The sequence below is a fragment of the Clostridium porci genome (assembly GCF_009696375.1).
GTDB classification, from domain to species: Bacteria; Bacillota; Clostridia; order Lachnospirales; family Lachnospiraceae; genus Enterocloster; species Enterocloster porci.
The window spans coordinates 40,215-64,729 of sequence record NZ_VUMD01000014.1; the positions used below are offsets into that span (position 1 = coordinate 40,215).

The window sequence follows — 24,515 nt, forward strand, 5'->3', positions numbered from 1 at the left end:
AGGGAGATGGAGAAATTACCTGGCAGTGAAGGCTGCTCAGATACCAATGGAGAAAACATTTGATGAAATTAGAAAAGATAAGAGTGGCTGTTTGTGATGACCAGCCATCCGATTTGCAGAAAATAAGGAAAGCGATCCAGGAGTTCTGGACAGGCAATGATATGGACATCAGCTTATTTTCTGATGGAAATAGCCTTTATCAATCACACTGTACCAATCCTTACGATCTTCTTTTTTTGGATATCGTGATGCCGGAATGCGGCGGTTTGGAACTAGCCAGGCGGCTGCGTGTTAGTAATCCTAAACTAAAGCTGATTTTTGTGTCAGGACATGAACGGTATGTATTTGATACCTTTGAGCATATGCCTTTATGGTTTATACGAAAAAATACTTTAGAGCAGGATATGGAGAAAGCATTGCTAAAGTATCTTAAGCTTACAAGTCAAAGGACAATCTGGTACAGGATAAAGCAAGGGTTTGGATATAAAAATGTTTTTATAAAGGAAATTCTATATATAGAATGCAGTGGTCACAAGCTGACGTTAAGAACGGTGGAGGGTAAAGATTACCGGCTGTACGGGAGCTTGCAGTCAATAGAAAAGGAATTTGAAAAATATGATTTTATCAGAGTACATAAAAGCTATTTGGTTAATCAGGAGCATATTTTAGCTGTTGAAAAACTGGATGTGATATTAGAAGGAGAATTGAGAGTTCCCTTGGGAAAAGACAGGAGGAAAAAGGTTAGGGACGCTATGGATTTCTATAACAAAAGGCGGCATGAATATTTATAGTGTATAATAGCCTCTCAAAATGCAGGTGTATATATTGGTCTGAGGTTTTTTCTGGAAAGACTATGGTTTTATAAAAGCTATGGTCTGTTTTCTATCGTTTTCGTTTCCAGTTGCACTGGCATATGGAGCAGCTGTCTGACGTTGTTCTTTGTCAATCTTTCATAAAAGTATAATTTACTGCTTATCATAACCGGATTATGTCGAAATAGACCGGATTGTGTCAAAGAAATTGAATGAATGGATTTATGTTTTTATTTAACAACTCTGATTATCTCGAAAAAGCCCATGAATACGGGCAAATCACGGGATAGGGACACCGAATTTACTACCGATTTACTACATTCGGATTGAGCCTTGACACGCTATTTCTTCCCGTGAAGCCTACCACCTAAACAGGACACATCAAACAACCGAATACAACACCGCAAAAAGAGCGTTGCTATAAGAAAACATGAAAAGAACTAGTAAAATCAATGTTTTTAAGGCAGCGGAAAACGGGGCAGATCAAAATAACTGAATAATCAGACAGAAACAGGGGGTTATCAAGTATGACAGCGCCTTTTTCTGTTTCCCAGCTAAGCCGCAGATTTTGAAAAAGTCCGCGGCTTTTCTTTTTACCCAAGAGCAGCAAGGTGACGGCCTATGTATTTTATATCCAGCAGCGATCGAGCCTTTAAATGGTTCATTCAGCCAAGGCCGGTAGCGGTCTATTTTTACAGCGCAGGAGGATGGCAAGAGCATTTTTGCCTATGCCCCCCGGCGGTAAGGTGGCTGAGGGCTACAAAAATCTGACCCGGGAGGTGATAAAACTTGAAAAGCAGCGAGAAAAAAATAGAGCTGGCACCGGTAGATAATCTTTTTACCACGGAGCAGGAGCGTCAGGAAGCCAGCGAGGAGCGAGTTGTCCGTATCCCCCTTACACAACTGCACTATTTTAAAGGGTATCCGGCTATGCAGACCGAGATACCATTTACAGGTCAGCCTTACCGTTTTAAGGATGATGACCCCAAGATGCAGGAAACGCTGGATAGTGTTAAAAAGCGCGGTGTTCGTGCGCCTGGCCTTGTGCGCCCTGACCCGGATGGGGGCTATGAGATTATTTCTGGCCATCGCCGCCACCGAGCCAGCGAGTTGGCAGGTTTGGAGGATATGCCAGTCATAATCCGGGATATGACCGATGAAGAAGCGGTTATAGAGATGGTAGATGCTAATATCCAGCGCGAGAAAGTTATGCCCAGTGAAAAAGCATGGGCTTATCGCATGAAGTTAGAGGCCATCAAACATCAGGGAGCAAGAACAGACCTGACTTCTGTTCAAGTCGAACAGAAGTTGAGTGCCCGTGACAAGGTGGCCAAAGATGCTGGGGAGAAAAGCGGCATTCAGATCATGCGTTATATCCGATTAACCGAGCTGATCCCCGAACTTCTGGATATGGTGGATGAGAAGAAAATCGCCTTTAATCCGGCGTATGAGCTGTCCTTTCTCAAAAAGGAAGAACAGGTAGACCTGTTGGATGCAATAGATAGCGAACAGGCTACCCCCTCCCTTTCCCAAGCACAGCGGCTCAAAAAATTCAGCCAGGAGGGGCATTTGAACATTGATGTAATGCGGGCCATCATGGGCGGGGAAAAGAAAAGCGATCTGGACAAGGTGACATTTACCTCGGACACCCTGCGGAAGTATTTTCCCAAGAGCTACACCCCTGCCAAGATGCAGGAAACCATTATCAAGCTGCTGGAACAGTGGCAGAGAAAGCGTCAAAGAGACCAGGAACGATGAAAGGAGCGCCTATGAGGGATATTTCCGCCAGGGAACTGAAAGGACATAACATTCTTGCCGTGGAGCGTTTTAGAGACAACACCCGCCGGATGATCGAGTTTTCCGTCCTGCGTCCCTGTTCCTACGGCAGCCCCGGGGATGAAATGCGGCTGTTTCTCACAGAGGGCGGCTATCAGGCCACGTTACTCAGCCAGCAGCGCCGGGAAATCAAAATTAAGCGGTACGCCCGCGTTATTGAGGGTCATATCCTCGATTTTAAGCCGGACAAGCGCCGCCGCCACTTATAAACAAATGATTACTGCGAAAGGAAAGGAATGAATATGTGTACTGTAAAGGAAATCCGGGAAGCCATCCGAGAGGATTACAGTTCCCAGCATGATATGGAATCTGCGGAGATTGACCGCGTTTTGCAGACCCTCCCATTTTCTCAGGAACCGGAACCATTTTCCAAGCCGAGACCGCAAAGACCGGCGTTTTGGTTTCACGCAAGAAAATATGAAAAAAAGTAACTGCCACAATTCTTTTACGGGATTGTGGCTTTTTATACCCTGAGAAATTTGGAAGGAGTGAGGTCAATGGCCGTATTCCGCATTGAACGGACCAGAGATTATACCGTGATGAGCAATCATCATCTGAGAAATGAAAAATTGTCCCTCAAAGCCAAAGGGCTGCTCTCCATGATGCTGTCCTTACCGGAGGATTGGAACTACACCACCAGAGGGCTTGCCAAAATCTGCAAAGAGGGCGTGGACGCTATCGGCGGGGCGCTGCGGGAACTGGAAACTGCCGGGTACATTGTCCGCCACCAGCTGCGTGACCGGCAGGGCCGGATCAGCGACACCGAGTATGTCATATACGAGCAGCCACAGCCGAAGAACCCGGATACGCCCCAGCCGGATACGGCTTCACCAGATACGGAAAACCCGTATATGGACAAACCGGATACGGAAAAGCCCGCAGAATTAAATATAGAGAAATCCAATACTCAAAAATCAAGTACGGATGGATCAAGTACCGATTCCATTCCCTTCCGGGAGAAAACGGCGGCAAGACCGCCGGAACGGAAAGGAAGGGATGCGATGTCTGTCTCCGAGATGGAAAATTATCGTGAATTGATTTTGGAGAACATCGAGTATGACTATCTGTGCAGGGAGTTTGCCACTTATCGGGAGGATTTGGACGAAATCGTGGATTTGATTGTGGAGACAGTCTGCGCCAAGCGGCAGACAACCCGGATTTGCCGCAGCGATTATCTCCATGAGGTTGTGCGTTCCAAATTCCTGAAGCTGGACAGCGAGCATATCCGGTATGTCATGGACAGCTTGCAGAAAAACACCACTGAGGTCCGCAACATGAAGCAATATCTGCTGGCGGTGCTGTTTAACGCGCCCACCACCATGAACAATCACTGCACCGTACAAGTGAATCACGACATGAACGCAGGCGGCTGGTAAAGTCCGCCTTTTATCATGCCAAAGGAGGCACGACATGAACCAGATGGAAATTTTCAAAAACCCGGAGTTTGGCAGTATCCGGGTCATCGAAGAAAACGGCAAATACCTGTTCTGCGGTTTGGATATTGCAACAGCTTTAGGTTATGCAAAACCCAGAAATGCTATCAACAGTCATTGCCGGTACGCCCTAAAACGGGGCGTACCTCATCCTCAGAACCCTGAGTACAACATAGATATGACTTTTATTCCCGAAGGTGATCTATACCGCCTGATTGTTCACAGCAAATTGCCATCGGCAGAACGGTTTGAACGGTGGGTGTTTGATGAGGTTCTGCCTACCATTCGTAAGCACGGGGCCTATCTCACGAAAGAGAAGCTGTGGGAGGTAGCCACTTCCCCGGAAGCTCTGATGAAGCTCTGCTCAGACTTGTTGGCTGAGCGTGAAACGAATATTTCTCTGCGTAAGGCAAATGCACAGCTGGAGGGCAAAGCCGCTTTCTATGACCTGTTCATCGACTTAAAAAACAGCACCAATCTCAGGACTACCGCCAAAGAGTTGGATGTTCCGGAGCGCCGGTTTGTCCGGTTTCTGATAGAACGGAGGTTTGTGTACCGCACGGCATCCGGCAATGTGCTACCTTATGCCAATGTGAAAAATGCAGGGCTGTTTTGCGTTAAAGACTACTGCAACCACGGTCATACCGGTTCCTACACGCTGGTCACGCCCCAGGGCAAGCTCTACTTTGCCCAGCAGCGGGACAGCATCCTGATGATGATATGATGACCCGTTATCTTCTTCGGCGGCTGGTAGTCCCGCCTTAGATTTTTTGAAGCATCCCTGCAAAATCCGTGGAAGGAGGCGTTATCCCATGCAGGAAGAAGTGGAAAACAGAACTTTAACGCTGGTAGTCAGCGGAACAAAGTTTACCGGGCGGCTGTTTAAGGCTGCCATTTGTAAATACCTTGCCCACCGCAAGGAAAAGAAGCTACAAAAGCAGAGAAGCCGTGACGCACCTGTGAAGTCCCAGGGCAAACAGACGGTCAAGCAGCTCGTTGGTCAGAACCAGGGCGTATCCAGCATCGAGATCACCGACCTCTCCATCAAGGAGTTTGAGAAAATAGCCCGGAAATATGGCGTGGATTATGCGGTGAAGAAAGACCGTAGTAGCTCCCCGCCTAAATACCTGATTTTTTTCAAAGGACGGGATACGGATGCGCTGACCGCTGCTTTCACCGAGTACACCGGCAAAAAAGTCAAAAAGGCAGAGAAAACAGAGCGCCCGTCCGTGTTGGCAAAGCTGAACCATTTCAAAGAGCTGGTCAAAAATGCCGTGGTGGACCGCACCAAGCGAAAGGAGCTGGAACGATGAAAAAACAGCTGAACATCAAAAAGCTCGTTTTGCTGAACCTGCCCTATATCCTGATGGGCTTATTTGCCACAAACTTCGGAGAAGCGTGGCGTACAGCTGTGGGCGCGGACGCGTCGGCAAAAATACTCTCGTGTTTCTCCATGCTGCCGGTGGCGCTGGCCAGCTGGTGGCCCAGCCTGCACCCGCTGGATCTGCTGGTGGGCCTGTGCTGCGGCGCTGGCCTGCGGCTGGCCGTATACCTGAAAAGCAAAAATGCCAAGAAATACCGGCATGGCATGGAGTACGGCTCCGCCCGCTGGGGCACCCATGAGGATATTGCACCCTACATCGACCCGGTATTCCAGAACAATATGCTTCTGACCAAAACCGAGAGCCTGACCATGAACAGTCGCCCCAAGGCCCCCAAGACCGCCAGAAACAAAAATGTGCTGGTGATCGGCGGCTCCGGTTCCGGTAAGACCCGCTTCTGGCTCAAACCGAATTTGATGCAGATGCACTCGTCCTATGTAGTCACAGACCCGAAAGGAACCATTTTGGTGGAGTGCGGGAAAATGCTTCAGCGGGGCGCACCCAAGCTGGGGAAAGACGGAAAGCCCATGAAGGACAAGCATGGAAAGGTTATCTATGAGCCGTACCGCATTAAGGTCCTCAATACCATCAACTTCAAGAAGTCCATGCACTACAATCCTTTTTCGTATATTCACAGCGAAAAAGACATCTTGAAGCTGGTTACGACTTTAATAGCAAATACCAAGGGAGAGGGCAAAGCCGGTGATGATTTTTGGGTGAAGGCCGAGACACTGCTGTACTGCGCGTTGATTGGGTATATCCACTACGAGGCTCCGATGGAGGAACAGAATTTCTCTACCCTCATCGAGTTTATCAATGCGATGGAGGTCCGGGAGGACGATGAAGAATTTAAGAACCCCGTTGACCTGATGTTTGATGCGCTGGAAGCGGAAAAGCCCAACCACTTCGCGGTCCGGCAATATAAGAAATACAAGCTGGCAGCGGGTGTTGTATGCTCTAAGAGACTTCTTAATCAAGCAAGTGAGAAGTCTCTTAGAACACATAACCTAAAATCGAAGAAAGGAGCGCAAGCGATGAGAAAAAACGAGAAAATCACAGCTCTGTACGAACGACTGAGCCGTGATGACTTTGGCAAAGATGATGACCAACAGCGTGAGAGCAATTCCATATCCAATCAAAAGGCGATGTTGGAGGAGTTTGCCGCACGGCAGGGGTTTACGAACATTGTCCATTTCACGGACGATGGCATTAGTGGGACTTGCTTTGACCGTCCCGGATTTCTGGCAATGATGAAAGAAGTTGAAGCAGGGAATGTGGAGTACCTGTGCCTAAAGGACATGAGCCGCATGGGTCGTGACTATCTAAAGGTCGGTCAGATTATGGAAATCCTGCGTCAGCGTGGTGTCCGCTTAATTGCCATCAATGACGGTGTTGACAGCGCCAGAGGGGACGATGATTTTACCCCTTTCCGCAACATCATGAACGAATATTATGCGCGAGATACCAGCCGTAAAATCCGTTCCACTTTCCAGTCCAAAGGCAAGTCCGGCAAGCACCTCACAGGTTTAGTCATTTACGGCTACCTTTGGAATGAGGCACGGGATCAATGGTTAGTTGACCCCGAAGCCGCCGAGGTGGTCAAGCGCATCTTTGCCATGACGATTGAGGGCTATGGACCGTATCAGATCGCCGGCAAACTAAAATCGGAAAAGGTACTTATTCCCTCCGCTTACCTTGCCCAGCACGGCGAGGGCGTGAACAAAAACAAGACTTTCAAAGATGTGTACGGCTGGGGTTCTTCCACCATCTGCAACATTCTTGAAAAGCGTGAATATTTGGGACACACCATCAATTTCAAGACCCGAAAGCACTTCAAGGACAAGAAAAGCCATTACGTCCCGGAGGACGAATGGACGATTTTTGAGAATACTCACGAAGCCATCATTGACCAGCAGACCTTTGACCTTGTGCAGAAAATCCGCAGCAAGGTCAGACGCTACCCGGACGGTTGGGGCGAGACCGCGCCCCTCACAGGCTTGCTCTATTGCGCTGATTGTGGTGGAAAGATGTATGTCCACCGCACCAACAACGGCAAACGCATTTCTCAATATACCTGCTCACAGTACAGCAAAATCCCAGTCGGAAAGCTCTGTGCCACACAGCACCGTATCAATGAAGAAGTGGTACTTTCCCTTGTATCCGATATGCTCAAAGCCATTGCCGAGTATGCCAAACATGACCGCGCCGAGTTTGTTCGTGTAGTGCAAGAAGCCCAGTCCAGCCAGCAGACAGCGGCAGTTAGGAAACAGCGCACACGCCTTGCCGCCGCAAAGCAGAGAGTTTCTGAATTGGAAGTCCTTCTTTGTAAAATCTATGAGGACAACATTTTAGGAAAGCTGTCCGACAGCAGATACGCCACTCTGGACGCACAGTACGCAAAAGAACAGACTGAACTCAATGCAGAGATTGCTTCTTTGGAAAAAGCGGTTGATGGCTACGAAAAACATGAGAAAGATGTTGACCATTTTATCGCTCTGATTGACAAGTATGAGAACTTTGACAAGCTGACGATTGCCATGCTCAATGAGTTTGTTGAGAAAATCCTTGTGCATGAGCGTGACCGCAAAGGCAGTATACAGACCACACAGGAGGTCGAGATTTACTTCAATTTTGTCGGGCGATTTGTTCCCCCGGCGTTTGGAGAAGTGGAGCTGACCCCGGAGGAATTAGAGGAAATCCGCAAGCGTGAGGAACGCAAGGGCAGGCTTCATCAGAACTACTTGAAGCGGAAAGCCAGCGGAGCGCAGAAGCGATACGAGGACAAAATCAAGGGGAGAAAAAAGGCGGAAATCGAAGCCAAGAAAGCCGCTATTCGTGCGGAGGACATTGCAAAGGGCGTGTTCGTTCCTGTATCACAGTTACCCGCACGAGAGCCAAAGAAAGGAGTGCAGACCGCATGAGAAAAATCATCGACAACAGCCGCAGTCCAGAAAAGAAGAGACCCCAGATCGGACATTACGGGCATTTGCGCAAAGCCTATCTTGAGGGCTACCGCCCCGACCTCTACGCCGCGCTTATCGTTAGCGAACAGCTCTATGAGCATTGCGCAGAGATTGAAGCCGCCGTCAGAAGTCGTCTTGACATTATCATTCCTCAACTTGCCGCAAACGCGGGCGCGACAGAAGCTCTCAAAGCCCAAGACCCTATGAAATGGGTGGGCTTGATGAACGCCTACAAGGCACAAGCAGAGGAAATTGTGAAGTTCGAGCTGATTTATGATTGAGGAGGTACAGCATGGATAACGGTTACATTGTGCGGTTTATCCGCAAGGACAATAGGCCAGTTGAAGAGTTCTTTTATCATACTTATGAGGAGGCGTTTGTTCACCTCGCACTTTTCCGTGATGATGATTCAGGAATATATAGGAGAATTGAGATTGTAAAGGCTGCTAATGATTCAAAACCTCTTACAACTTTGAAAACAGGTTAAAAAATGGGTGGCTCACTGGAATGTGAGCCACCCATTTTAGTTGAGAACTGTAAAATATAACGTTTGGTCAAATCTTCGTTCAGGGCTAAGATGCTGAATGTATCCGGGTTCAATAATGTCGTGAACCACAGTTTTTGGGAGAATTGGACGGACAATACGATCAGACGTAACGTATTTTCTCCACTTCGATCCCCCAATAGCAAACTCTTTATCCGTTTGATTGCCAAATGCCATTTGCCGATAAATATCAACCACGCGAATTTTCCCGGATTTGCTCAATTCCCACAGGCAACGAGCGAGCCGAGCGGATGCTCTCATGGGTCTGCTCATTGTTGTCGCGGCTGCATCGGAACCGTCCACAAAAAGGCGCGAAAATGCGTAGTCGCTCCATATTACTATGTCAAATGCTTGATCCGCAAGTTGAGGAGACTTTCCTTGCGTTTTCCAAACAGTTTGCATTAAAAGAGGCTTTTGATGCTGGTAGTATTCTTTCTGGAAAAGATTTATACTCTGACATAGTAGCGGCATCTTGTGGGTCATCTCATAATCGTTATCCCACATTTGAATAGAAGAACATGACTCTTCAAATATCTCTCGGATATGACGCGAATGATCTGCAACCGAGTCAAACATTCCTAACGCACAATATGATGTTGTGGCAGAGCGGATAACAAGTTCACATCCCCATTGTTCTTCTGGCAATTTGCTTGTTTGATCCGTTGGCAAAACAGTCAGTTTTACTTCGAGCGGCGACAGGAAGTGTCCCTCGGTGTCCTTTACAACGAGGTCGATTCCATCAATAGCATCAAATGAATACTGTTGATACGGTTCAAATACTGATTCAAAACTGAAATGCAAATCTGCCGGTTGCTTGTTACCACACCGAAACACTTCACGAATTGGTATTTCATCAGCGACCACACAGAGCTGACCATCTATACAGTCCAAGCGAATATAAATCGCAGGAATGTTGTTAGCCAGCATATAGCAAGCCGTAGCAGTTGGAAAACTTGAATTAAAACAGTTCTTTCCCCAATGATCATCGACAGTTCGGTTGGAATGCTCAATTCCAAACAGTCCAGACGGCATAATTTCTCACTCCTATCTTTTAGAAAATGGCGTCAACTACTTGACGTCAACGGCGAACCTGATGTATAATAAATAAGGGTCATTCGACTGGATAGACCTATTTAGTTTATTTTACCACAGAGACTCCCAGAAAGAAAGGGGTTAATTATGAACGCCGTTGATCTTTTTGCTGGTTGCGGTGGGTTATCTCTCGGTTTTCAAAAGCAGGGCTTTAACATCGTAGCCGCTTTTGAATGGTGGGATGCCGCTGTTAATTGTTATAGAGCAAATTTCTCTCACCCTGTGTTTCAAACAGATTTATCCAATGTTGCGGCTTCTGTAAAACAGATTCAGCCATTTCAACCGGATATTATTATTGGCGGTCCACCCTGCCAAGATTTCTCACACGCTGGGAAGAGAATAGAAGCAGGTCGAGCTGTGCTTACCGATGCATATGCAGAAATAATTGCAACAATCAAGCCCACCTGTTTCGTCATGGAAAATGTAGACCGAGCAAGGAACAGCAAAGCATACTCGGATGCACGAAAAACATTCAAAGAAGCTGGTTATGGTCTAACTGAGGTTGTACTTGATGCAAGTCTATGCGGAACACCTCAACGAAGAAAAAGGTTTATTTGTTTTGGAATGCAGGGTGCGCAAGATGGGTTTGCGCTAAATGCGTTTTTGGAAGGGCAAGCTGAAAAACCGATGACATTGCGAGACTATTTTGGAGATACTTTAGGATTTGAGTATTATTATCGCCACCCTCGCAATTATAGCCGTCGAGCTGTCTTTTCAATAGACGAACCAGCGCCAACAATGCGCGGCGTTAATCGTCCTGTTCCCAAAGGGTATCCGGGACACCCAAATGACGCCTGTGCTGTTACTGAGAAGTTACATGCGCTGACAACCCCAGAACGTGCAATGATTCAAACATTTCCTGCTGATTTCAAATGGATTGGTAGCAAGACAGATATTGAACAGATGATAGGAAACGCCGTTCCAGTCAACCTTGCCCAATATGTTGCAAAAATTGTAAAGACCGTTGTGGAGGCGAAAACGAGTGATTGAAGCCGATCAGTTTAAGAAATGGCTAAAGACTAACACCACATATTCAGACGCTGTTATTTGTGATACCGTGTCTCGTGTCAAACGCGCAGACAACATTCTCACATGGGATGATGCTGAAGTATATCAGTTCTACCTTGAACACAGCGATAGCTATAAAGCGTTGTCCGTCTCTGTCCGCTCTCAGCTAAAAAAAGCAGTTGCACTCTACCACAATTATCGTACAGCGGTCTGCAAGAATTAAAATGGCTGACGTATTTGACAAAGACCAACGTTCTCAAATAATGCAAAAGGTTAAATCTCACGGCAACAAAAGCACTGAGATGAAATTGATCTCAGTGTTTTCGGCAAATGGGATTTGTGGATGGAGACGGAATTATCCAGTTAAGGGACATCCTGATTTTGTTTTTCTGAAAGAGAAAATCGCCGTTTTTGTGGACGGTTGCTTTTGGCATGGACATGACTGCCGAAACACTAAGCCAGCCGACAATAAAGAGTATTGGGATAAAAAAAGAGAACGAAATATGCGGCATGATAAAGAAGTCACCGCTCTTTTCGAGTCTCGCGGCTGGATGGTTATTCGGATTTGGGAATGCGAGTTGAAAAAGAAGAACGCCAACCTTTTGATGAAAAAATTAGAGCCGTTGCTAACCCGAAAATCCCTTTAGGAACTAAAGGGCGCACTTCTATACTCTCTGTCGAGAGTAGTGCGTCCTGCGGAGCTTCATTCCCGGTTGGCGGAGAAAAAACTGACCGACCGAAAATGTTTCGTCACTTTGTTCCGTCAAAGGAGCTACACTCCCTTGCGACGCTTGCGCGTCTATCCCTTGTGGACTTGCCGTCCGCAAACGGTTTGAAAACCGTTCGCCGCCAGCAAGTTTGAGTAGCAGCATTGCGGAGGTTTGTTATATGGCAAGAAAGAGAAGAGTCAAGTCAGTCAAAACGGAACTTGTTAAAAAAGCTCGTGAGGCGATGCTTGCCGCCGTCCAGCTATACAATAATCCTCAAGTGACATTTAAGGCAGAAGCATTTATAACTTTAGCGGTAATTGGATGGACATATATGCTTCACGCCTATTACAGAAGCATAGACGTTGATTATCGGTACTACCGCACAGCGGGCAAAAAGAAAACCTATGACAAGACCAAATACGGCGCGTATAAGCACTGGGAGTTAGAGCGATGCCTAAATGATGCCGCTTGCCCATTGGATTCAGAAACTACAACGAACTTGCGGTTTCTCATTGGAGTGCGGCATGAAATTGAACACCAGATGACGGATAGAATTGACGAATATCTAAGCGCAAAATTACAGGCTTGCGCGATAAACTTCGACTATTATATGTGCAAACTCTTTGGAAATAAATATAACCTTAGCAAAGAGCTTTCGCTTGCAATTCAATTCTCTCCCCTTTCGCCAGATCAACGTGAAAACCTGCAAGACAATTTGCATATCACCAGTAATGTCAAAAACTTTGTCGTTGATTTTGAGAATGTGCTTTCAGAAGAAGCACTTCGTAGTTCTCGTTATGCTTACCGTGTTCTATTTGTCCCTATAAGCGCAAAACGTCCGGGACAGGCTGACCAAGTCGTTGAGTTCGTAAAAAGCGATTCACCTCTTGCAGAGGGCTTGGAAAAAACCTATGCTGTCATAAAAGAGACCGAAAAGCGGAAATATCTCCCCGGGGAAATCGTCAAGCTAATGAAAGAAAAAGGCTACGATAAGTTTTCTATCAACAAACATACTGAGTTGTGGAAATCTCGTGATGCAAAAAATCCCAAGTTCAGCTATGGGGTACTTGTCGCAAATACTTGGTACTGGTACGAAACGTGGTTCCGCGAAGTTGAAAAACATTGTGCCGCTCATGCAGTTGACTTAAAAAGTAAATAAGAGAACACCGAGAATTAGACCGTTGACGTGCGCCGTGTGCGCACAAAGTCAGCGGTCTTTTTTTATCATCAAACTCAAAAAAGGAGGTCAATCACAATGACAAAACCGAAAACCCTTGAACAGCTCCGAGCCGAAAAGGAACGAGCTGAGATGCAGCTTACACAGGAACAGCACAAGCTGGAGCGTCTGGAGAATCGAAAGAAGTATCTGGAGAAAGGCGAACGCACCAAGCGCACCCACCGTCTTTGCAATCTGGGCGGCACGATTGAGAGTCTTGCCCCGGAGGTTAAAGATCTCACACGCACCGAAATGACAGAGCTGATGGAACACATCTTTTCTCTGTCCGAAGTCCAGCGAGCCGTCCGACACATGGCGATTACTCACATCAACCAGGCAAACAGAGAAAAGGAGTTGAAAGCCGATGGCACTATTCCACCTGAGCGTCACGCAGACTAAGCGAAGCGCAGGACAGTCCGCTATCGCTTCTGCCTCCTACCGAGCCGGGGAAAAACTGTACAGCGAATACTACGGCGAGTACAGCGATTACACCCGCAAGGGCGGCGTGATCTGCTCCGACATTCTCCTGCCGTCCCATGCGCCGCCAGAATACGCAGACCGTCAAACCCTATGGAACGCCGTGGAAAAAGCCGAGCGTGGAAAGAACGCCCAGCTTGCATACAGCTTTGACATTGCCTTGCAGAATGAATTTTCCCTTGAGGAAAACATCGCTCTTGCAAGGCAATTTTTGTTGGAGAACTTTGTGAGCCGTGGCATGGTTGTTGACTTCGCCGTACACCAGCCCGACCGGGATGACGGCGGCATACCAAACCCGCATTTTCATGTGCTTTGTCCTATCCGTCCCATCGAGCAGGACGGCAAATGGGGACTAAAGCAACGCCGGGTGTATGAGCTGGACGAGGACGGCAACCGTATCCGGGACGCAGACGGAAACTATATTTTTAACGCCGTTCCCACTACCGATTGGGGCAGTCCCGAAACGCTGGAATACTGGCGGCAGTCATGGGCGGAGCTATGCAACGCCAAGTTTGCGGAAAAGGGGCTTGACGTTCGTATCGACCACCGAAGCTATGAGCGCCAGGGCGTGGAGCTTCTTCCCACTATCCACGAGGGCGCAACCGTCCGGGCAATGGAGAAGAAAGGCATACGCACCGAAAAGGGAGAGTTCAACCGCTGGATTAAGGCAACCAATGCCGTTATCCGGGACATCAAGAAGAAAATCGCTCTCCTGTTTGATTGGATTGCCGAAGCAAAAGCGGAGTTTGCCAAGCCGCAGGCACCCGACCTTGTTTCTCTGCTGAACGCCTATTACACCCAGCGCAGAGCCGGGGCGTATTCGCAGAAAGGCAAGGTCAGCAATCTAAAGGAGATGAACGAGACTTTCAATTATCTCCGGGCAAACGGCATTTACTCCCTTGAAGATTTGGAACACCGTGTTAGCGAACACAGTGCTACCACAGAGAGCTTGAAGAAAACGCTGGACGAACAGACCGCCCGAATGAAAGCAATTAAGCAGCTCTATGACAGCTCCGCTACTTTCCAGAGCTTGAAGCCTGTCTATGACGGCTTGCAGAAAATCAAGTTTGAGAAGCCCAGAGCCAAGTACAAGGCTGAACACGCCAACGAACTGAAAATGTTCTACGTCGCCAGACGCAAGCTGACCGGGGAGTTCCCAGACGGCAAGGTGGATATGAAAAAGCTGTCCGCAGAGTATGACGCTCTGGAACAGGCGCACAGCACCACCTATGGCGAGTTTAAGACCGTCAGAGACGATTTACACCGCCTTTGGAAGGTCAAGTCATGCGTAGATACTGCCGCCCGATTTAACGAGCGTACAGAGGAACAAAAGCTCCAAAATCGACCCCAAACACGACACAAAAAGGAGGATATATCCCGATGAAAAAATACGACTGGAAGAACGAGTACAACCCCATCCGCAGAACGGCAAAACGCCTTTTGAGCGGAGAACCGTTGACCGATGGCAGACCGCTTTCCGACCTGATCGAATTGGACGAACACACCCGGAAATGCCTTGCCTTTGAAGCCACCCTCACCGACTGCCAGATTAATATGTTGCAGGAGTTGGGATATCTGCCTGTTATCACAAGGCAGTACGGCAAGGAATGTGCGAACTGCCCCTACACGCTGGACGAGCGTGAGCATGGCGTTTGCAGACGATGCACTGTTTTCAAGAAGTAAGGAGGACGCCCATGCAGTACACCCAAGCACAGATTGACCGGGCAAACGCCGTCAGTCTGGAAGATTTTCTCCGCACACAGGGAGAGACGCTTATCAAAAGCGGACGGGAATACCGCTGGAAAGAACATGACAGCTTGACCGTCCGGGGAAACAAGTGGTTTCGCCACAGCCAAAGCAAGGGCGGTTATCCCATTGATTTTGTCATGGAGTTTTTCGGAAAGTCCTTTCCCGAAGCCGTCCAGCTCCTGACCGGCGAAAGCGCCGAGGAGCAGACCGAAGCCAGCACAACACCGCCCACAGCGTTCCACTTGCCCTTGCACAGCAGAACAGCCGACAGAGCAATTCAATATCTTTGCGAAAGCCGAGGTCTCAACAAAACGCTTGTTGAGGCTTTTCTTCTTTCTGGGGATATTTACGAGGACGCAAAGCGGCACAATGTTGTGTTTGTCGGCAGAGACCGAAGCGGTACGCCGAGATACGCCCATGTGCGAGGAACGGCAGACCCATTCAGACAGGACATTGCCGGGTCTGACAAGTCCTATCCGTTCCGCTATGAGGGAAACGGCAACCAGCTCTTTGTCTTTGAAGCACCGATTGACCTGTTATCGTTCATCTGCCTTTATCCGCAGGACTGGCAGACAAGGAGCTATCTTGCCCTGGGCGGCGTTTCGGGCAAAGCCCTTGACCGTTTTCTTTCTGAACGCAAGGACACCCGAAAAGTATTCCTCTGCCTTGACAGCGACACCGCAGGAAGTGAAGCCTGCTCCCGACTGGTGCAGGACATTCCCAGCAAGATCGCCGTCATTCGCCTTGTCCCGGCAAGGAAAGACTGGAACGATGTTCTCCGTCAGCAAGGGGATATTCCCAGCCGCAAATTCATAGCCGAGACAATCACGCTGCGAGAGCTGCCCACCGCCCAGCCTGTCCCCATGCTCCGCATGGCAGATGTGGAGCTGACGAGCGTGGATTGGCTATGGTTTCCGTATATTCCCTTTGGAAAGCTGACCATCATACAGGGCAACCCCGGCGAGGGCAAGACCTACTTCGCCATGCGTCTTGCGGCGGCTTGCACCAACCGAAAGCCCTTGCCCGGTATGGAGACACTTGAGCCTTTTAATATCATCTATCAGACCGCCGAGGACGGTCTGGGCGATACTGTTAAGCCCCGGCTGATGGAAGCAAACGCAGACCTTGAACGAGTGCTTGTCATTGACGATAGAGACACGCCGCTAACCCTTGCCGATGAGCGAATAGCAAGGGCAATCCGTGAGAACAACGCAAGGCTGGTTATCATCGACCCGGTACAGGCGTTTCTGGGCGCAGATGTGGATATGAACCGTGCAAACGAGGTACGCCCGATATTCCGCAGTCTGGGAGATATTGCACAGGCTACCGGGTGCGCTATCGTGCTGATCGGACACCTGAACAAAGCCGCAGGAACGCAAAGCACCTATCGGGGATTGGGGTCTATCGACATTACGGCGGCAGTCCGCAGTCTGCTCTTTATCGGCAAGCTGAAGGACAGCCCCACAACGAGGGTGCTTATCCATGAGAAAAGCTCTCTTGCGCCGCCCGGTCAGTCCCTTGCCTTTTCTCTGGGAGACGAGAAAGGTTTTGAATGGATAGGAGCTTATGACATTACCTCTGACGAGCTTCTTGCCGGGACAGACACTGCCAAGACCGAGAGCAAGACCGCACAGGCGCAAATGCTCATTCTGGAACTGCTGGCAGATGGAAAGCGTATGCCGAGCGCAGAGCTGGAAAAGGCAGTCAATGAGCGTGGGATTTCCTCACGCACCATGAGAACGGCAAAGAGCCGTATCGGGGACAGGCTTGCGACCGAGAAAGACGGCACAGCATGGGTCTGCTATCTCCGAAACTGACAACAGGAACACGGCAAGCGTGGCAAAGACGGCAAGGTTTTTATAGATACCTTAATGTTGCCGCCTTGCCTTGTTCCCTCATACCGACACCGCCCGATGATGAACCATCACCGGGTATTTTTCATTTACAGGAGGATTTTGAATGAATAATACCGCAACCAACAACACCACTTGCCCGACTGTCAGAAAGCAGATCGGCAAGACTACCTATATCGTCCGTGTGCATTTCAGCCAGACCGCAAAAGAGACAATGGCGGACAAAATCAAGCGTATGCTTCGTGAGGAAGTCCGCAAAATGTGACTTCTTTGTGAATTTGATGAAAAAGTCCTTGACTTTTCGTCTCTGGCAAAACTGCAAAGTCAATCTTAATTTCCTGCGGTGCGCGCCTTGCGGTGTTCGATATTGCCGAACTGCGGGAGGTCACAGCCTATGATGAGCTGGAACTGGACACCCTGGGAGACCGGAAAACCGCCCTGTTCCTCATTATGAGTGACACGGACGATAGCTTTAACTTCCTGATCTCCATGTGCTACACCCAGCTTTTCAACCTCCTGTGCGAAAAGGCCGACGATGTATACGGTGGGCGGCTGCCGGTTCATGTACGCTGTCTCATTGATGAAGCCGCCAACATCGGGCAGATTCCCAAGCTGGAAAAGCTGGTTGCCACTATCCGCAGCCGTGAGATCTCCGCCTGCCTGGTCTTGCAGGCACAGTCCCAGCTGAAAGCCATCTACAAGGACAATGCCGATACCATTATCGGAAACATGGATACCTCTATTTTCCTGGGCGGCAAGGAGCCGACCACCCTCAAGGAACTGGCTGCTGTACTTGGGAAAGAGACCATCGACACCTACAACACCGGCGAGAGCCGTGGGCGGGAAACTTCCCACTCACTCAATTATCAAAAATTGGGGAAAGAGCTGATGAGCCAGGACGAAATTGCCGTCATGGACGGCGGCAAGTGCATCCTCCAGCTGCGCGGTGTGCGACCTTTCCTTTCGGATAAATACGACATTACCAAGCACCCCAATTTCAAGTACACTGCCGACGCGGACGATAAGAACGCTTTTGACATTGAAGCATTCCTGTCCGCAAGGCTGAAACTCAAGCCCAATGAGGTCTGCGATGTATATGAAGTAGACACAAAGGGAGCTTAATACTGTTCGCTTTTGAAGGGAGTGATCTTATCTATTCGCCGCACCTGCCCTCTACGGGCCATTGGCGTACAAAGCGGACAATCATCAAAAAATAATGAAAAAAGGAGGACAGCCGGAATCATGCCCCCGGGAACCGGGCGGCAGATTGTTCCGGCTTTTGTATGCCTATGAAACAAGACAAACCTATTTTTTAATCAGATTCCGGCTAACAAACTATATGGCATTTTTTGAACAGGCAATCACCGTTCTTCAGACCCTTGTTATCGCTCTGGGCGCTGGTCTCGGCATCTGGGGTGTCATCAACCTCCTCGAAGGTTACGGCAACGACAACCCTGGTGCAAAAAGCCAGGGCATGAAGCAGCTCATGGCCGGCGCTGGTGTAGCCGTAGTCGGCATGGTCCTTGTACCTCTGCTCTCCGGGCTGTTCTCTGTCTAAGCGTCTCTGCATGAACCTTGCCGCTCCCGCAGCTTTGCGGGGGCGGCGGAAAGGAGGTTGACACCGTATGGATTTCTTACTCGAAGCCCTGACAATTTGGCTGAAAGAAATGCTGGTGGGCGGCATCATGGGAAACTTATCGGGGATGTTCGATTCTGTAAATCAGCAGGTCGGAGATATATCCGTGCAGGTTGGGCAAACGCCGCAGGGCTGGAACGGCGGCATTTTCAACATGATCCAGAACCTATCCAACTCCATCATGGTGCCGATTGCTGGCGTGATTCTGGCTATCGTGATGACGTTGGAGCTAATCCAGATGATTACTGACAAGAATAACCTGCATGATGTGGACACCTGGATGATTTTCAAGTGGGTGTTCAAATCTGCCGCAGCCATACTCCTTGTCACGAATACATGGAATATCGTCATGGGTGTGTTCGATATGGCGCAGAGCGTAGTGGCACAGGCATCCGGCATCATTTCTTCGGATGCAGCCATTGATATTTCCTCTGTCCTTACGGACATGGAACCCCGGCTGATGGAAATGGATTTGGGTCCGCTGTTCGGGCTTTGGTTCCAGAGTATGTTTATCAGCGTTACCATGTGGGCGCTGTATATCTGCATCTTTATCGTCATTTATGGCCGTATGATTGAAATTTACCTTGTGACATCCGTTGCGCCCATCCCCATGGCTGCCATGATGGGCAGGGAATGGGGCGGCATGGGCCAGAACTATCTGCGCTCCCTGCTGGCGCTGGGATTCCAGGCATTTCTCATTATTGTCTGTGTGGCGATTTATGCTGTACTGGTGCAAGGCATCGCTACGGAGGAAGATGTGATTATGGCAATCTGGAGCTGTGTGGGCTATACGGTCCTCTTGTGCTTTACGCTCTTTAAGACCGGAAGCCTTGCAAAAGCCCTGTTCCAGGCTCATTAAGGAGGAGAGAGTTTCTATGGCCTATGTACCTGTACCCAAAGACTTAACCAAAGTCAAAACCAAGGTTGCCTTCAACTTAACCAAGCGGCAGTTGGTCTGCTTCGGCGGAGGGACGCTTTTGGGCGTACCGCTGTTCTTTTTGCTCCGTGGCTCTGCCGGGAACAGTACGGCAGCCCTGTGCATGATGTTCGTTATGCTGCCCTTCTTCCTGCTGGCGATGTACGAAAAGCACGGACAGCCGTTGGAAAAGATCGTGGGCAATATCATCCGCGTCACGGTGATCCGCCCCAGGCAGCGCCCCTACCGCACCAATAACTTCTATGCCATTCTGGAACGGCAGGAAAATCTCGACGAGGAGGTGTCACACATTGTTTACAGCAATCAAAAACTGGCTGCACCGGCTGTTCGGAAAAAACGAGGAAAAAGCTGTGCAGCCGGTCAAAACAAAGAAAAAGCTGTCCCGCACCGACAGAAAGCAGATTGAAGCTGCCATTGCTCGCGCCAACCGCACGGACAAAAAGGAAAAATCCGCTCAGGACAGTATCCCCTATGAACGGATGTGGCCGGACGGTATCTGCCGGGTATCAGACGGCCACTACACAAAAACCATTCAATTTCAGGACATCAACTATCAGCTCTCCCAAAATGAGGACAAGACTGCGATCTTCGAGGGCTGGTGCGATTTCCTCAACTACTTCGACAGCTCGATTCAGTTTGAGCTGTCTTTCTTGAACCTTGCGGCATCGGAGGAAACCTTTGCCCGCGCCATCTCCATCCCTCTCCAAAGGGACGATTTTGACAGCATCCGTATCGAGTACACTACCATGCTGCAAAACCAACTGGCCAGAGGCAACAACGGCCTGATCAAGACCAAGTACCTGACCTTTGGTATTGACGCAGACAGCATCAAGGCGGCCAAGCCCCGTCTGGAGCGCATTGAGACCGATATTCTCAATAACTTCAAGCGGCTGGGCGTGGCAGCGGAAACGCTGGACGGAAAGGCGCGGCTTGCCCAGCTGCATGGCATCTTCCACATGGATGAGCAGCTGCCGTTCCGGTTTGAGTGGGACTGGCTCCCCTCCAGCGGCCTGTCCACCAAGGACTTTATCGCCCCCAGCTCCTTTGAGTTCCGCACCGGCAGGCAGTTCCGTATGGGTAAAAAGTACGGGGCTGTTTCTTTTTTGCAGATTTTAGCGCCGGAGCTGAATGACCGGATGCTGGCTGATTTTCTGGATATGGAAAGCTCGCTCATTGTCAGCCTGCATATCCAGTCGGTGGATCAGATCAAGGCAATCAAGACGGTCAAGCGGAAAATCACCGATTTGGACCGCAGCAAAATCGAGGAACAGAAAAAAGCCGTCAGAGCAGGGTACGATATGGACATCATTCCTTCCGACCTTGCCACATACGGCAGCGAAGCGAAAAAACTGTTGCAGGATTTACAGAGCCGCAACGAGCGTATGTTCCTTGTGACATTTCTGGTGCTGAACACAGCGGACAATCCCCGCCAGCTGGATAACAATGTGTTCCAGGCAAGCTCCATCGCGCAGAAGTACAACTGTCAGCTGACAAGGCTGGACTTCCAGCAGGAAGAAGGCATGATGAGCTGCCTGCCCCTGGGTCTGAACCAGATCGAGATTCAGCGCGGGCTGACCACCAGCTCTACGGCTATCTTTGTGCCGTTCACCACCCAGGAGCTGTTCCAGTCCGGCAGTGAGGCCCTGTACTACGGCATCAATGCCCTGTCCAACAACCTCATCATGGTGGACCGCAAGTTGCTGAAAAACCCCAATGGACTGATTCTTGGCACACCGGGTTCTGGTAAGTCCTTCAGCGCCAAGCGTGAGATCGCCAACTGTTTTCTGCTTACCAGTGATGATGTCATCATCTGTGACCCGGAGGCAGAGTACGCGCCCCTGGTAGAACGCCTGCATGGGCAGGTCATCAAGATTTCGCCTACCTCCACCAACTACATCAACCCTATGGACCTGAACCTGGACTATTCGGACGATGAAAGCCCACTGTCTCTCAAGTCCGACTTCATTTTGTCCCTGTGCGAGCTGATCGTAGGCGGCAAGGAGGGTTTGCAGCCGGTGCAGAAAACCATCATCGACCGCTGTGTGCGGCTGGTCTATCAGGACTATCTGAACGATCCGCGCCCGGAGAATATGCCCATTCTGGAGGATTTGTATAACCTCTTGCGGGCGCAGGACGAAAAGGAAGCGCAGTACATCGCCACGGCACTGGAAATCTATGTGACCGGCTCCCTCAATGTGTTCAACCACCGAACCAATGTGGACATCAACAACCGCATTGTCTGCTATGACATCAAGGAGCTGGGCAAGCGGCTGAAGAAAATCGGGATGCTGGTGGTACAGGATCAGGTGTGGAACCGCGTCACCATCAACCGTGCCGCCCACAAGTCCACCCGCTACTACATCGACGAGATGCATCTGCTTTTGAAGGAGGAACAGACCGCCGCCTATACTGTGGAGATCTGGAAGCGATTCCGTAAATGGGGCGGCATCCCGACAGGTATTACGCAGAACGTCAAAGACCTTTTGAGCAGCCGCGAGGTGGAGAACATCTTTGAAAACTCCGACTTCGTGTATATGCTCAACCAGGCGGGCGGCGACCGGCAGATTCTCGCCAAGCAGCTGGGCATTTCCCCGCACCAGCTTTCCTATGTGACCCACTCCGGCGAGGGTGAAGGGCTGCTGTTCTACGGCTCCACCATCCTGCCTTTCGTGGACCACTTCCCAAAGAACACCGAACTGTACCGCATTATGACCACCAAACCGTTGGACTTGCAAAAGGAGGATGAGCAGCATGACAAAGAAAGAAATTGAAAAAGGCGCAGGTCTGCTTCTGGCCGCTGTCAGCGGATGTGAGCAGATGGTGGAACTGCTTCGCGCCGCCGTTCATTACTGCTATGAGCAGGAAAAGACAGCAAAAAATCTCACACCCAAGGGCTATGCCGGATTTACCCGGATTCACCATATCTGGACAGAGGGCATAGCGGATGTTCCCAAGCTGTTTATTGGCAGCCCGATTCAGGATCGGGACATGGCAAGCGGAACCCTGATGGCGCTTTTCCTGTCCACAACGGTCTTTCCGGCAGAAACCATTCAGATTCCGGTATATGCGGAAACCTGTGTACTGCTGAATGACCTGATGGCGGGTGGCTGGTATGCGTAAGGAACCGCGCCTGCGCTTTACAGACGAGGAACGCTCTGACCCGGCGCTGGAAAAGCCCATCCGCAAAGCAGACCGGGCCGCCGCCAAAGCAGACAGGGCGCAGGCGAAAATCCCCAAAAAGCAGGTGCGGCGAATCTCCATCGATCCGGAGACCGGCAAAGTGACCACCAAACTGGTGCTGGAGGACAAGAAAAAGCCGCCCTCCAAGCTGTCCCATGCAGTACGGGATGCTCCGGGAAACGCGGTGCTGGGGAAACTCCACAAGGAAATCCGAGAAACGGAGCAGGACAATGTGGGCGTGGAGAGCGCCCACAAGTCCGAGGAAGCTGCCGAGACTGGCGTTAGGCTTGTGCGGGAGGGCTACCGCAGTCACAAGCTGAAACCTTACCGCAAGGCAGCTCAGGCCGAGCAAAAGCTGGAAAAGGCCAATGTAAACGCCCTGTATCAGAAGTCTTTGCGGGAAAATCCCCAGCTTGCCAGCAATCCCATCTCCCGCTGGCAGCAAAAACAGGGCATCAAAAAGGAATACGCCGCCGCCAAACGCGCCGGTCAGACTGCCGGGAATACCGCCAGCACCGCAAAAAAGACCGGCAAGGCCGCCAAGACGGTCAAGGAAAAGGCACAGCAGGCCGGAGCATTTGTTATGCGCCACAAAAAAGGCTTCTTGCTTGTGGGCGCAATTTTTTTGCTCATCTGCCTGCTGCTCAACACCATGTCCTCCTGTTCCATGATGGCACAGAGCATCGGTTCTGCCATTTCCGGCTCTACCTATCCGTCCGATGACCCGGAACTTCTGGCAGTAGAATCGGACTATGCCGCCAAGGAAGCGGAATTGCAAGCCGAGATAGACAACATCGAAAGCAGCCATCCGGGATATGACGAATACCGCTATGACCTGGATATGATCGGGCATGACCCCCATGAGCTGGCGGCTTATCTGTCCGCTGTGTTGCAGGGCTACACCTGGCAGAGCGCCCAGGCGGAGTTGGAGCGCGTATTCAACGCGCAGTATCAGCTGACGTTCACCGAGGAAATCGAGGTGTGCTACCGGACGGAAACCCGAACTGACAGCGAGGGCAACAGCTACACCGTTGAGGTTCCCTACAACTACTACATCCTGAATGTGAAGCTCACCAGAAAACCGATCTCCGACCTGGCTTCGGAACTGCTGCCCCCGGAACAGCTGGAAATGTATCAGGTATACCGGCAGACGCTGGGCAACAAGCCGCTGATCTTCGGCGGCGGTTCCACAAACACCAGTGATTCCGAGAGTTTGGAGGGTGTGGAGTTTATAAACGGCACACGCCCCGGCAACCCGGAACTGGTGGAACTGGCCAAACGGCAGGTGGGCAATGTGGGCGGTCAGCCCTATTGGAGCTGGTACGGCTTCAATTCCCGTGTGGAATGGTGCGCTTGCTTCGTGTCCTGGTGCTATGGGCAGACCGGTTTGTCCGAGCCGCTCTTTGCCGCCTGCCAGTCCCAGGGTATCCCGTGGTTCCAGTCCCATGGACAATGGGGTGCGCGGGGCTATGACAACCTCGCCCCCGGCGATGCCATCTTTTTCGATTGGGACCGGGACGGCAGTGCCGACCATGTTGGCATTGTCATCGGCACAGACGGCAGCCGTGTTTATACCGTAGAGGGAAACAGCGGCGATGCCTGCAAAATCAGAAGCTACGATGTGAACTACGAGTGCATCAAGGGCTACGGCCTGATGAACTGGTGATAAATCTTTTGATAGGAGTGA

At 50.1% G+C, this 24,515-nt stretch carries 26 protein-coding genes and 3 pseudogenes; 28 read left to right on the plus strand and 1 reads right to left on the minus strand.

Going from position 1 to position 24,515, the window contains the following annotated elements; translation table 11 throughout:
• Positions 1 to 62: 62 nt before the first annotated feature.
• From FYJ39_RS14780 to FYJ39_RS14830, 12 genes and pseudogenes are all read left to right on the plus strand, one after another.
• Positions 63 to 791 carry a LytR/AlgR family response regulator transcription factor gene (locus FYJ39_RS14780; RefSeq protein ID WP_154473230.1) on the plus strand — a complete coding sequence of 243 codons (729 nt, stop codon included), beginning with the start codon at positions 63 to 65 and terminating at the stop codon, positions 789 to 791.
• 727 nt (positions 792 to 1,518) lie between these two features.
• Positions 1,519 to 1,645 (plus strand): annotated as a pseudogene (locus FYJ39_RS14785) (ParA family protein); the annotation flags it as partial.
• Entirely contained in the window at positions 1,602 to 2,570 is a 969-nt protein-coding gene (locus tag FYJ39_RS14790) for a ParB/RepB/Spo0J family partition protein (protein WP_154473231.1), read from the plus strand. The pseudogene FYJ39_RS14785 and the gene FYJ39_RS14790, both read left to right, overlap by 44 nt.
• An 11-nt stretch (positions 2,571 to 2,581) precedes the next feature.
• On the plus strand, positions 2,582 to 2,857 hold the full coding sequence (locus FYJ39_RS14795) for a DUF5720 family protein (RefSeq protein ID WP_154473232.1): 276 nt from the start codon (positions 2,582 to 2,584) through the stop codon (positions 2,855 to 2,857).
• 33 nt (positions 2,858 to 2,890) lie between these two features.
• Positions 2,891 to 3,079, plus strand: coding sequence for a hypothetical protein (locus FYJ39_RS14800; RefSeq protein ID WP_154473233.1), 189 nt, complete (start codon positions 2,891 to 2,893; stop codon positions 3,077 to 3,079).
• Between the two features lie 66 nt (positions 3,080 to 3,145).
• Positions 3,146 to 4,024, plus strand: coding sequence for a DUF6017 domain-containing protein (locus FYJ39_RS14805; protein ID WP_154473234.1), 879 nt, complete (start codon positions 3,146 to 3,148; stop codon positions 4,022 to 4,024).
• Between the two features lie 34 nt (positions 4,025 to 4,058).
• The gene (locus tag FYJ39_RS14810) at positions 4,059 to 4,805 is read left to right on the plus strand and encodes a BRO family protein (protein ID WP_154473235.1); all 747 of its coding nucleotides are present in this window, start codon (positions 4,059 to 4,061) and stop codon (positions 4,803 to 4,805) included.
• An 88-nt stretch (positions 4,806 to 4,893) separates the two neighbouring features.
• Entirely contained in the window at positions 4,894 to 5,394 is a 501-nt protein-coding gene (locus FYJ39_RS14815; protein ID WP_154473236.1) for a PcfB family protein, read from the plus strand.
• A pseudogene (locus FYJ39_RS21550) lies at positions 5,391 to 6,437 on the plus strand (type IV secretory system conjugative DNA transfer family protein); the annotation flags it as partial. The gene FYJ39_RS14815 and the pseudogene FYJ39_RS21550, both read left to right, overlap by 4 nt.
• A gap of 60 nt (positions 6,438 to 6,497) precedes the next feature.
• Positions 6,498 to 8,384 carry a DUF4368 domain-containing protein gene (locus FYJ39_RS21555; protein WP_407923852.1) on the plus strand — a complete coding sequence of 629 codons (1,887 nt, stop codon included), beginning with the start codon at positions 6,498 to 6,500 and terminating at the stop codon, positions 8,382 to 8,384.
• A complete protein-coding gene (locus FYJ39_RS14825) occupies positions 8,381 to 8,707 on the plus strand; it encodes a TnpV protein (protein WP_154473238.1) in 327 nt (108 codons plus the stop codon). The genes FYJ39_RS21555 and FYJ39_RS14825 overlap by 4 nt, the downstream gene beginning before the upstream one ends.
• A gap of 11 nt (positions 8,708 to 8,718) precedes the next feature.
• Entirely contained in the window at positions 8,719 to 8,913 is a 195-nt protein-coding gene (locus FYJ39_RS14830) for a hypothetical protein (protein ID WP_154473239.1), read from the plus strand.
• A 36-nt stretch (positions 8,914 to 8,949) separates the two neighbouring features.
• On the opposite strand, the gene FYJ39_RS14835 is transcribed toward FYJ39_RS14830, so the two are convergent.
• Positions 8,950 to 10,002, minus strand: a complete 1,053-nt coding sequence (locus tag FYJ39_RS14835) for a HindVP family restriction endonuclease (RefSeq protein WP_154473240.1) — start codon at positions 10,000 to 10,002, stop codon at positions 8,950 to 8,952.
• Between the two features lie 147 nt (positions 10,003 to 10,149).
• On the opposite strand from FYJ39_RS14835, the gene FYJ39_RS14840 reads away from it, so the two are divergent.
• From FYJ39_RS14840 to FYJ39_RS14910, 16 genes and pseudogenes are all read left to right on the plus strand, one after another.
• Positions 10,150 to 11,052 (plus strand): DNA cytosine methyltransferase, encoded by a 903-nt coding sequence (locus FYJ39_RS14840; protein WP_195840449.1) that lies wholly within the window; start codon positions 10,150 to 10,152, stop codon positions 11,050 to 11,052.
• Positions 11,045 to 11,293, plus strand: a complete 249-nt coding sequence (locus FYJ39_RS20985) for a hypothetical protein (RefSeq protein ID WP_195840450.1) — start codon at positions 11,045 to 11,047, stop codon at positions 11,291 to 11,293. Before FYJ39_RS14840 ends, FYJ39_RS20985 begins: the two co-directional genes overlap by 8 nt.
• A 1-nt stretch (position 11,294) precedes the next feature.
• Entirely contained in the window at positions 11,295 to 11,717 is a 423-nt protein-coding gene (locus FYJ39_RS14845) for a very short patch repair endonuclease (RefSeq protein WP_154473241.1), read from the plus strand.
• Between the two features lie 241 nt (positions 11,718 to 11,958).
• Positions 11,959 to 12,939: a DUF3644 domain-containing protein gene (locus FYJ39_RS14850; protein WP_154473242.1), complete on the plus strand. Its 981-nt coding sequence runs from the start codon at positions 11,959 to 11,961 to the stop codon at positions 12,937 to 12,939.
• A gap of 96 nt (positions 12,940 to 13,035) precedes the next feature.
• Complete coding sequence (locus tag FYJ39_RS14855; protein ID WP_154473243.1) at positions 13,036 to 13,395, plus strand: DUF3847 domain-containing protein; 360 nt, start codon at positions 13,036 to 13,038, stop codon at positions 13,393 to 13,395.
• On the plus strand, positions 13,361 to 14,857 hold the full coding sequence (gene mobQ, locus FYJ39_RS14860; protein ID WP_154473244.1) for a MobQ family relaxase: 1,497 nt from the start codon (positions 13,361 to 13,363) through the stop codon (positions 14,855 to 14,857). The genes FYJ39_RS14855 and mobQ overlap by 35 nt, the downstream gene beginning before the upstream one ends.
• Positions 14,854 to 15,156 carry a hypothetical protein gene (locus tag FYJ39_RS14865; RefSeq protein WP_154473245.1) on the plus strand — a complete coding sequence of 101 codons (303 nt, stop codon included), beginning with the start codon at positions 14,854 to 14,856 and terminating at the stop codon, positions 15,154 to 15,156. Before mobQ ends, FYJ39_RS14865 begins: the two co-directional genes overlap by 4 nt.
• 11 nt (positions 15,157 to 15,167) lie before the next feature.
• Positions 15,168 to 17,039 (plus strand): AAA family ATPase, encoded by a 1,872-nt coding sequence (locus FYJ39_RS14870; RefSeq protein ID WP_154473246.1) that lies wholly within the window; start codon positions 15,168 to 15,170, stop codon positions 17,037 to 17,039.
• Positions 17,040 to 17,181: 142 nt separating this feature from the next.
• Positions 17,182 to 17,340, plus strand: coding sequence for a transposon-encoded TnpW family protein (locus FYJ39_RS14875; protein ID WP_154473247.1), 159 nt, complete (start codon positions 17,182 to 17,184; stop codon positions 17,338 to 17,340).
• A 41-nt stretch (positions 17,341 to 17,381) separates the two neighbouring features.
• A pseudogene (locus FYJ39_RS14880) lies at positions 17,382 to 18,197 on the plus strand (VirD4-like conjugal transfer protein, CD1115 family); the annotation flags it as partial.
• 217 nt (positions 18,198 to 18,414) lie between these two features.
• Positions 18,415 to 18,633: a Maff2 family mobile element protein gene (locus FYJ39_RS14885; RefSeq protein WP_003525154.1), complete on the plus strand. Its 219-nt coding sequence runs from the start codon at positions 18,415 to 18,417 to the stop codon at positions 18,631 to 18,633.
• Between the two features lie 67 nt (positions 18,634 to 18,700).
• Complete coding sequence (locus FYJ39_RS14890) at positions 18,701 to 19,570, plus strand: VirB6/TrbL-like conjugal transfer protein, CD1112 family (RefSeq protein ID WP_154473248.1); 870 nt, start codon at positions 18,701 to 18,703, stop codon at positions 19,568 to 19,570.
• Positions 19,571 to 19,586: 16 nt separating this feature from the next.
• Positions 19,587 to 20,054, plus strand: coding sequence for a PrgI family protein (locus FYJ39_RS14895; protein ID WP_154473249.1), 468 nt, complete (start codon positions 19,587 to 19,589; stop codon positions 20,052 to 20,054).
• Positions 19,999 to 22,419: a VirB4-like conjugal transfer ATPase, CD1110 family gene (locus FYJ39_RS14900; RefSeq protein WP_328597558.1), complete on the plus strand. Its 2,421-nt coding sequence runs from the start codon at positions 19,999 to 20,001 to the stop codon at positions 22,417 to 22,419. Before FYJ39_RS14895 ends, FYJ39_RS14900 begins: the two co-directional genes overlap by 56 nt.
• Complete coding sequence (locus FYJ39_RS14905; RefSeq protein WP_154473250.1) at positions 22,400 to 22,768, plus strand: hypothetical protein; 369 nt, start codon at positions 22,400 to 22,402, stop codon at positions 22,766 to 22,768. Before FYJ39_RS14900 ends, FYJ39_RS14905 begins: the two co-directional genes overlap by 20 nt.
• On the plus strand, positions 22,761 to 24,494 hold the full coding sequence (locus tag FYJ39_RS14910) for a C40 family peptidase (protein ID WP_154473251.1): 1,734 nt from the start codon (positions 22,761 to 22,763) through the stop codon (positions 24,492 to 24,494). Before FYJ39_RS14905 ends, FYJ39_RS14910 begins: the two co-directional genes overlap by 8 nt.
• Positions 24,495 to 24,515 lie beyond the last annotated feature (21 nt).

What these genes read in the sequence shown, in the direction of transcription:
- FYJ39_RS14780 (WP_154473230.1), top strand. Translation starts at nt 63, where the DNA reads ATGAAATTAGAAAAGATAAGAGTGGCTGTTTGTGATGACCAGCCATCC.
- FYJ39_RS14795 (WP_154473232.1), top strand. Translation starts at nt 2,582, where the DNA reads ATGAGGGATATTTCCGCCAGGGAACTGAAAGGACATAACATTCTTGCC.
- FYJ39_RS14800 (WP_154473233.1), top strand. Translation starts at nt 2,891, where the DNA reads ATGTGTACTGTAAAGGAAATCCGGGAAGCCATCCGAGAGGATTACAGT.
- FYJ39_RS14805 (WP_154473234.1), top strand. Translation starts at nt 3,146, where the DNA reads ATGGCCGTATTCCGCATTGAACGGACCAGAGATTATACCGTGATGAGC.
- FYJ39_RS14810 (WP_154473235.1), top strand. Translation starts at nt 4,059, where the DNA reads ATGAACCAGATGGAAATTTTCAAAAACCCGGAGTTTGGCAGTATCCGG.
- FYJ39_RS14815 (WP_154473236.1), top strand. Translation starts at nt 4,894, where the DNA reads ATGCAGGAAGAAGTGGAAAACAGAACTTTAACGCTGGTAGTCAGCGGA.
- FYJ39_RS21555 (WP_407923852.1), top strand. Translation starts at nt 6,498, where the DNA reads ATGAGAAAAAACGAGAAAATCACAGCTCTGTACGAACGACTGAGCCGT.
- FYJ39_RS14825 (WP_154473238.1), top strand. Translation starts at nt 8,381, where the DNA reads ATGAGAAAAATCATCGACAACAGCCGCAGTCCAGAAAAGAAGAGACCC.
- FYJ39_RS14830 (WP_154473239.1), top strand. Translation starts at nt 8,719, where the DNA reads ATGGATAACGGTTACATTGTGCGGTTTATCCGCAAGGACAATAGGCCA.
- FYJ39_RS14835 (WP_154473240.1), bottom strand. Translation starts at nt 10,002, where the DNA reads ATGCCGTCTGGACTGTTTGGAATTGAGCATTCCAACCGAACTGTCGAT.
- FYJ39_RS14840 (WP_195840449.1), top strand. Translation starts at nt 10,150, where the DNA reads ATGAACGCCGTTGATCTTTTTGCTGGTTGCGGTGGGTTATCTCTCGGT.
- FYJ39_RS14845 (WP_154473241.1), top strand. Translation starts at nt 11,295, where the DNA reads ATGGCTGACGTATTTGACAAAGACCAACGTTCTCAAATAATGCAAAAG.
- FYJ39_RS14850 (WP_154473242.1), top strand. Translation starts at nt 11,959, where the DNA reads ATGGCAAGAAAGAGAAGAGTCAAGTCAGTCAAAACGGAACTTGTTAAA.
- FYJ39_RS14855 (WP_154473243.1), top strand. Translation starts at nt 13,036, where the DNA reads ATGACAAAACCGAAAACCCTTGAACAGCTCCGAGCCGAAAAGGAACGA.
- mobQ (WP_154473244.1), top strand. Translation starts at nt 13,361, where the DNA reads ATGGCACTATTCCACCTGAGCGTCACGCAGACTAAGCGAAGCGCAGGA.
- FYJ39_RS14865 (WP_154473245.1), top strand. Translation starts at nt 14,854, where the DNA reads ATGAAAAAATACGACTGGAAGAACGAGTACAACCCCATCCGCAGAACG.
- FYJ39_RS14870 (WP_154473246.1), top strand. Translation starts at nt 15,168, where the DNA reads ATGCAGTACACCCAAGCACAGATTGACCGGGCAAACGCCGTCAGTCTG.
- FYJ39_RS14875 (WP_154473247.1), top strand. Translation starts at nt 17,182, where the DNA reads ATGAATAATACCGCAACCAACAACACCACTTGCCCGACTGTCAGAAAG.
- FYJ39_RS14885 (WP_003525154.1), top strand. Translation starts at nt 18,415, where the DNA reads ATGGCATTTTTTGAACAGGCAATCACCGTTCTTCAGACCCTTGTTATC.
- FYJ39_RS14890 (WP_154473248.1), top strand. Translation starts at nt 18,701, where the DNA reads ATGGATTTCTTACTCGAAGCCCTGACAATTTGGCTGAAAGAAATGCTG.
- FYJ39_RS14895 (WP_154473249.1), top strand. Translation starts at nt 19,587, where the DNA reads ATGGCCTATGTACCTGTACCCAAAGACTTAACCAAAGTCAAAACCAAG.
- FYJ39_RS14905 (WP_154473250.1), top strand. Translation starts at nt 22,400, where the DNA reads ATGACAAAGAAAGAAATTGAAAAAGGCGCAGGTCTGCTTCTGGCCGCT.
- FYJ39_RS14910 (WP_154473251.1), top strand. Translation starts at nt 22,761, where the DNA reads ATGCGTAAGGAACCGCGCCTGCGCTTTACAGACGAGGAACGCTCTGAC.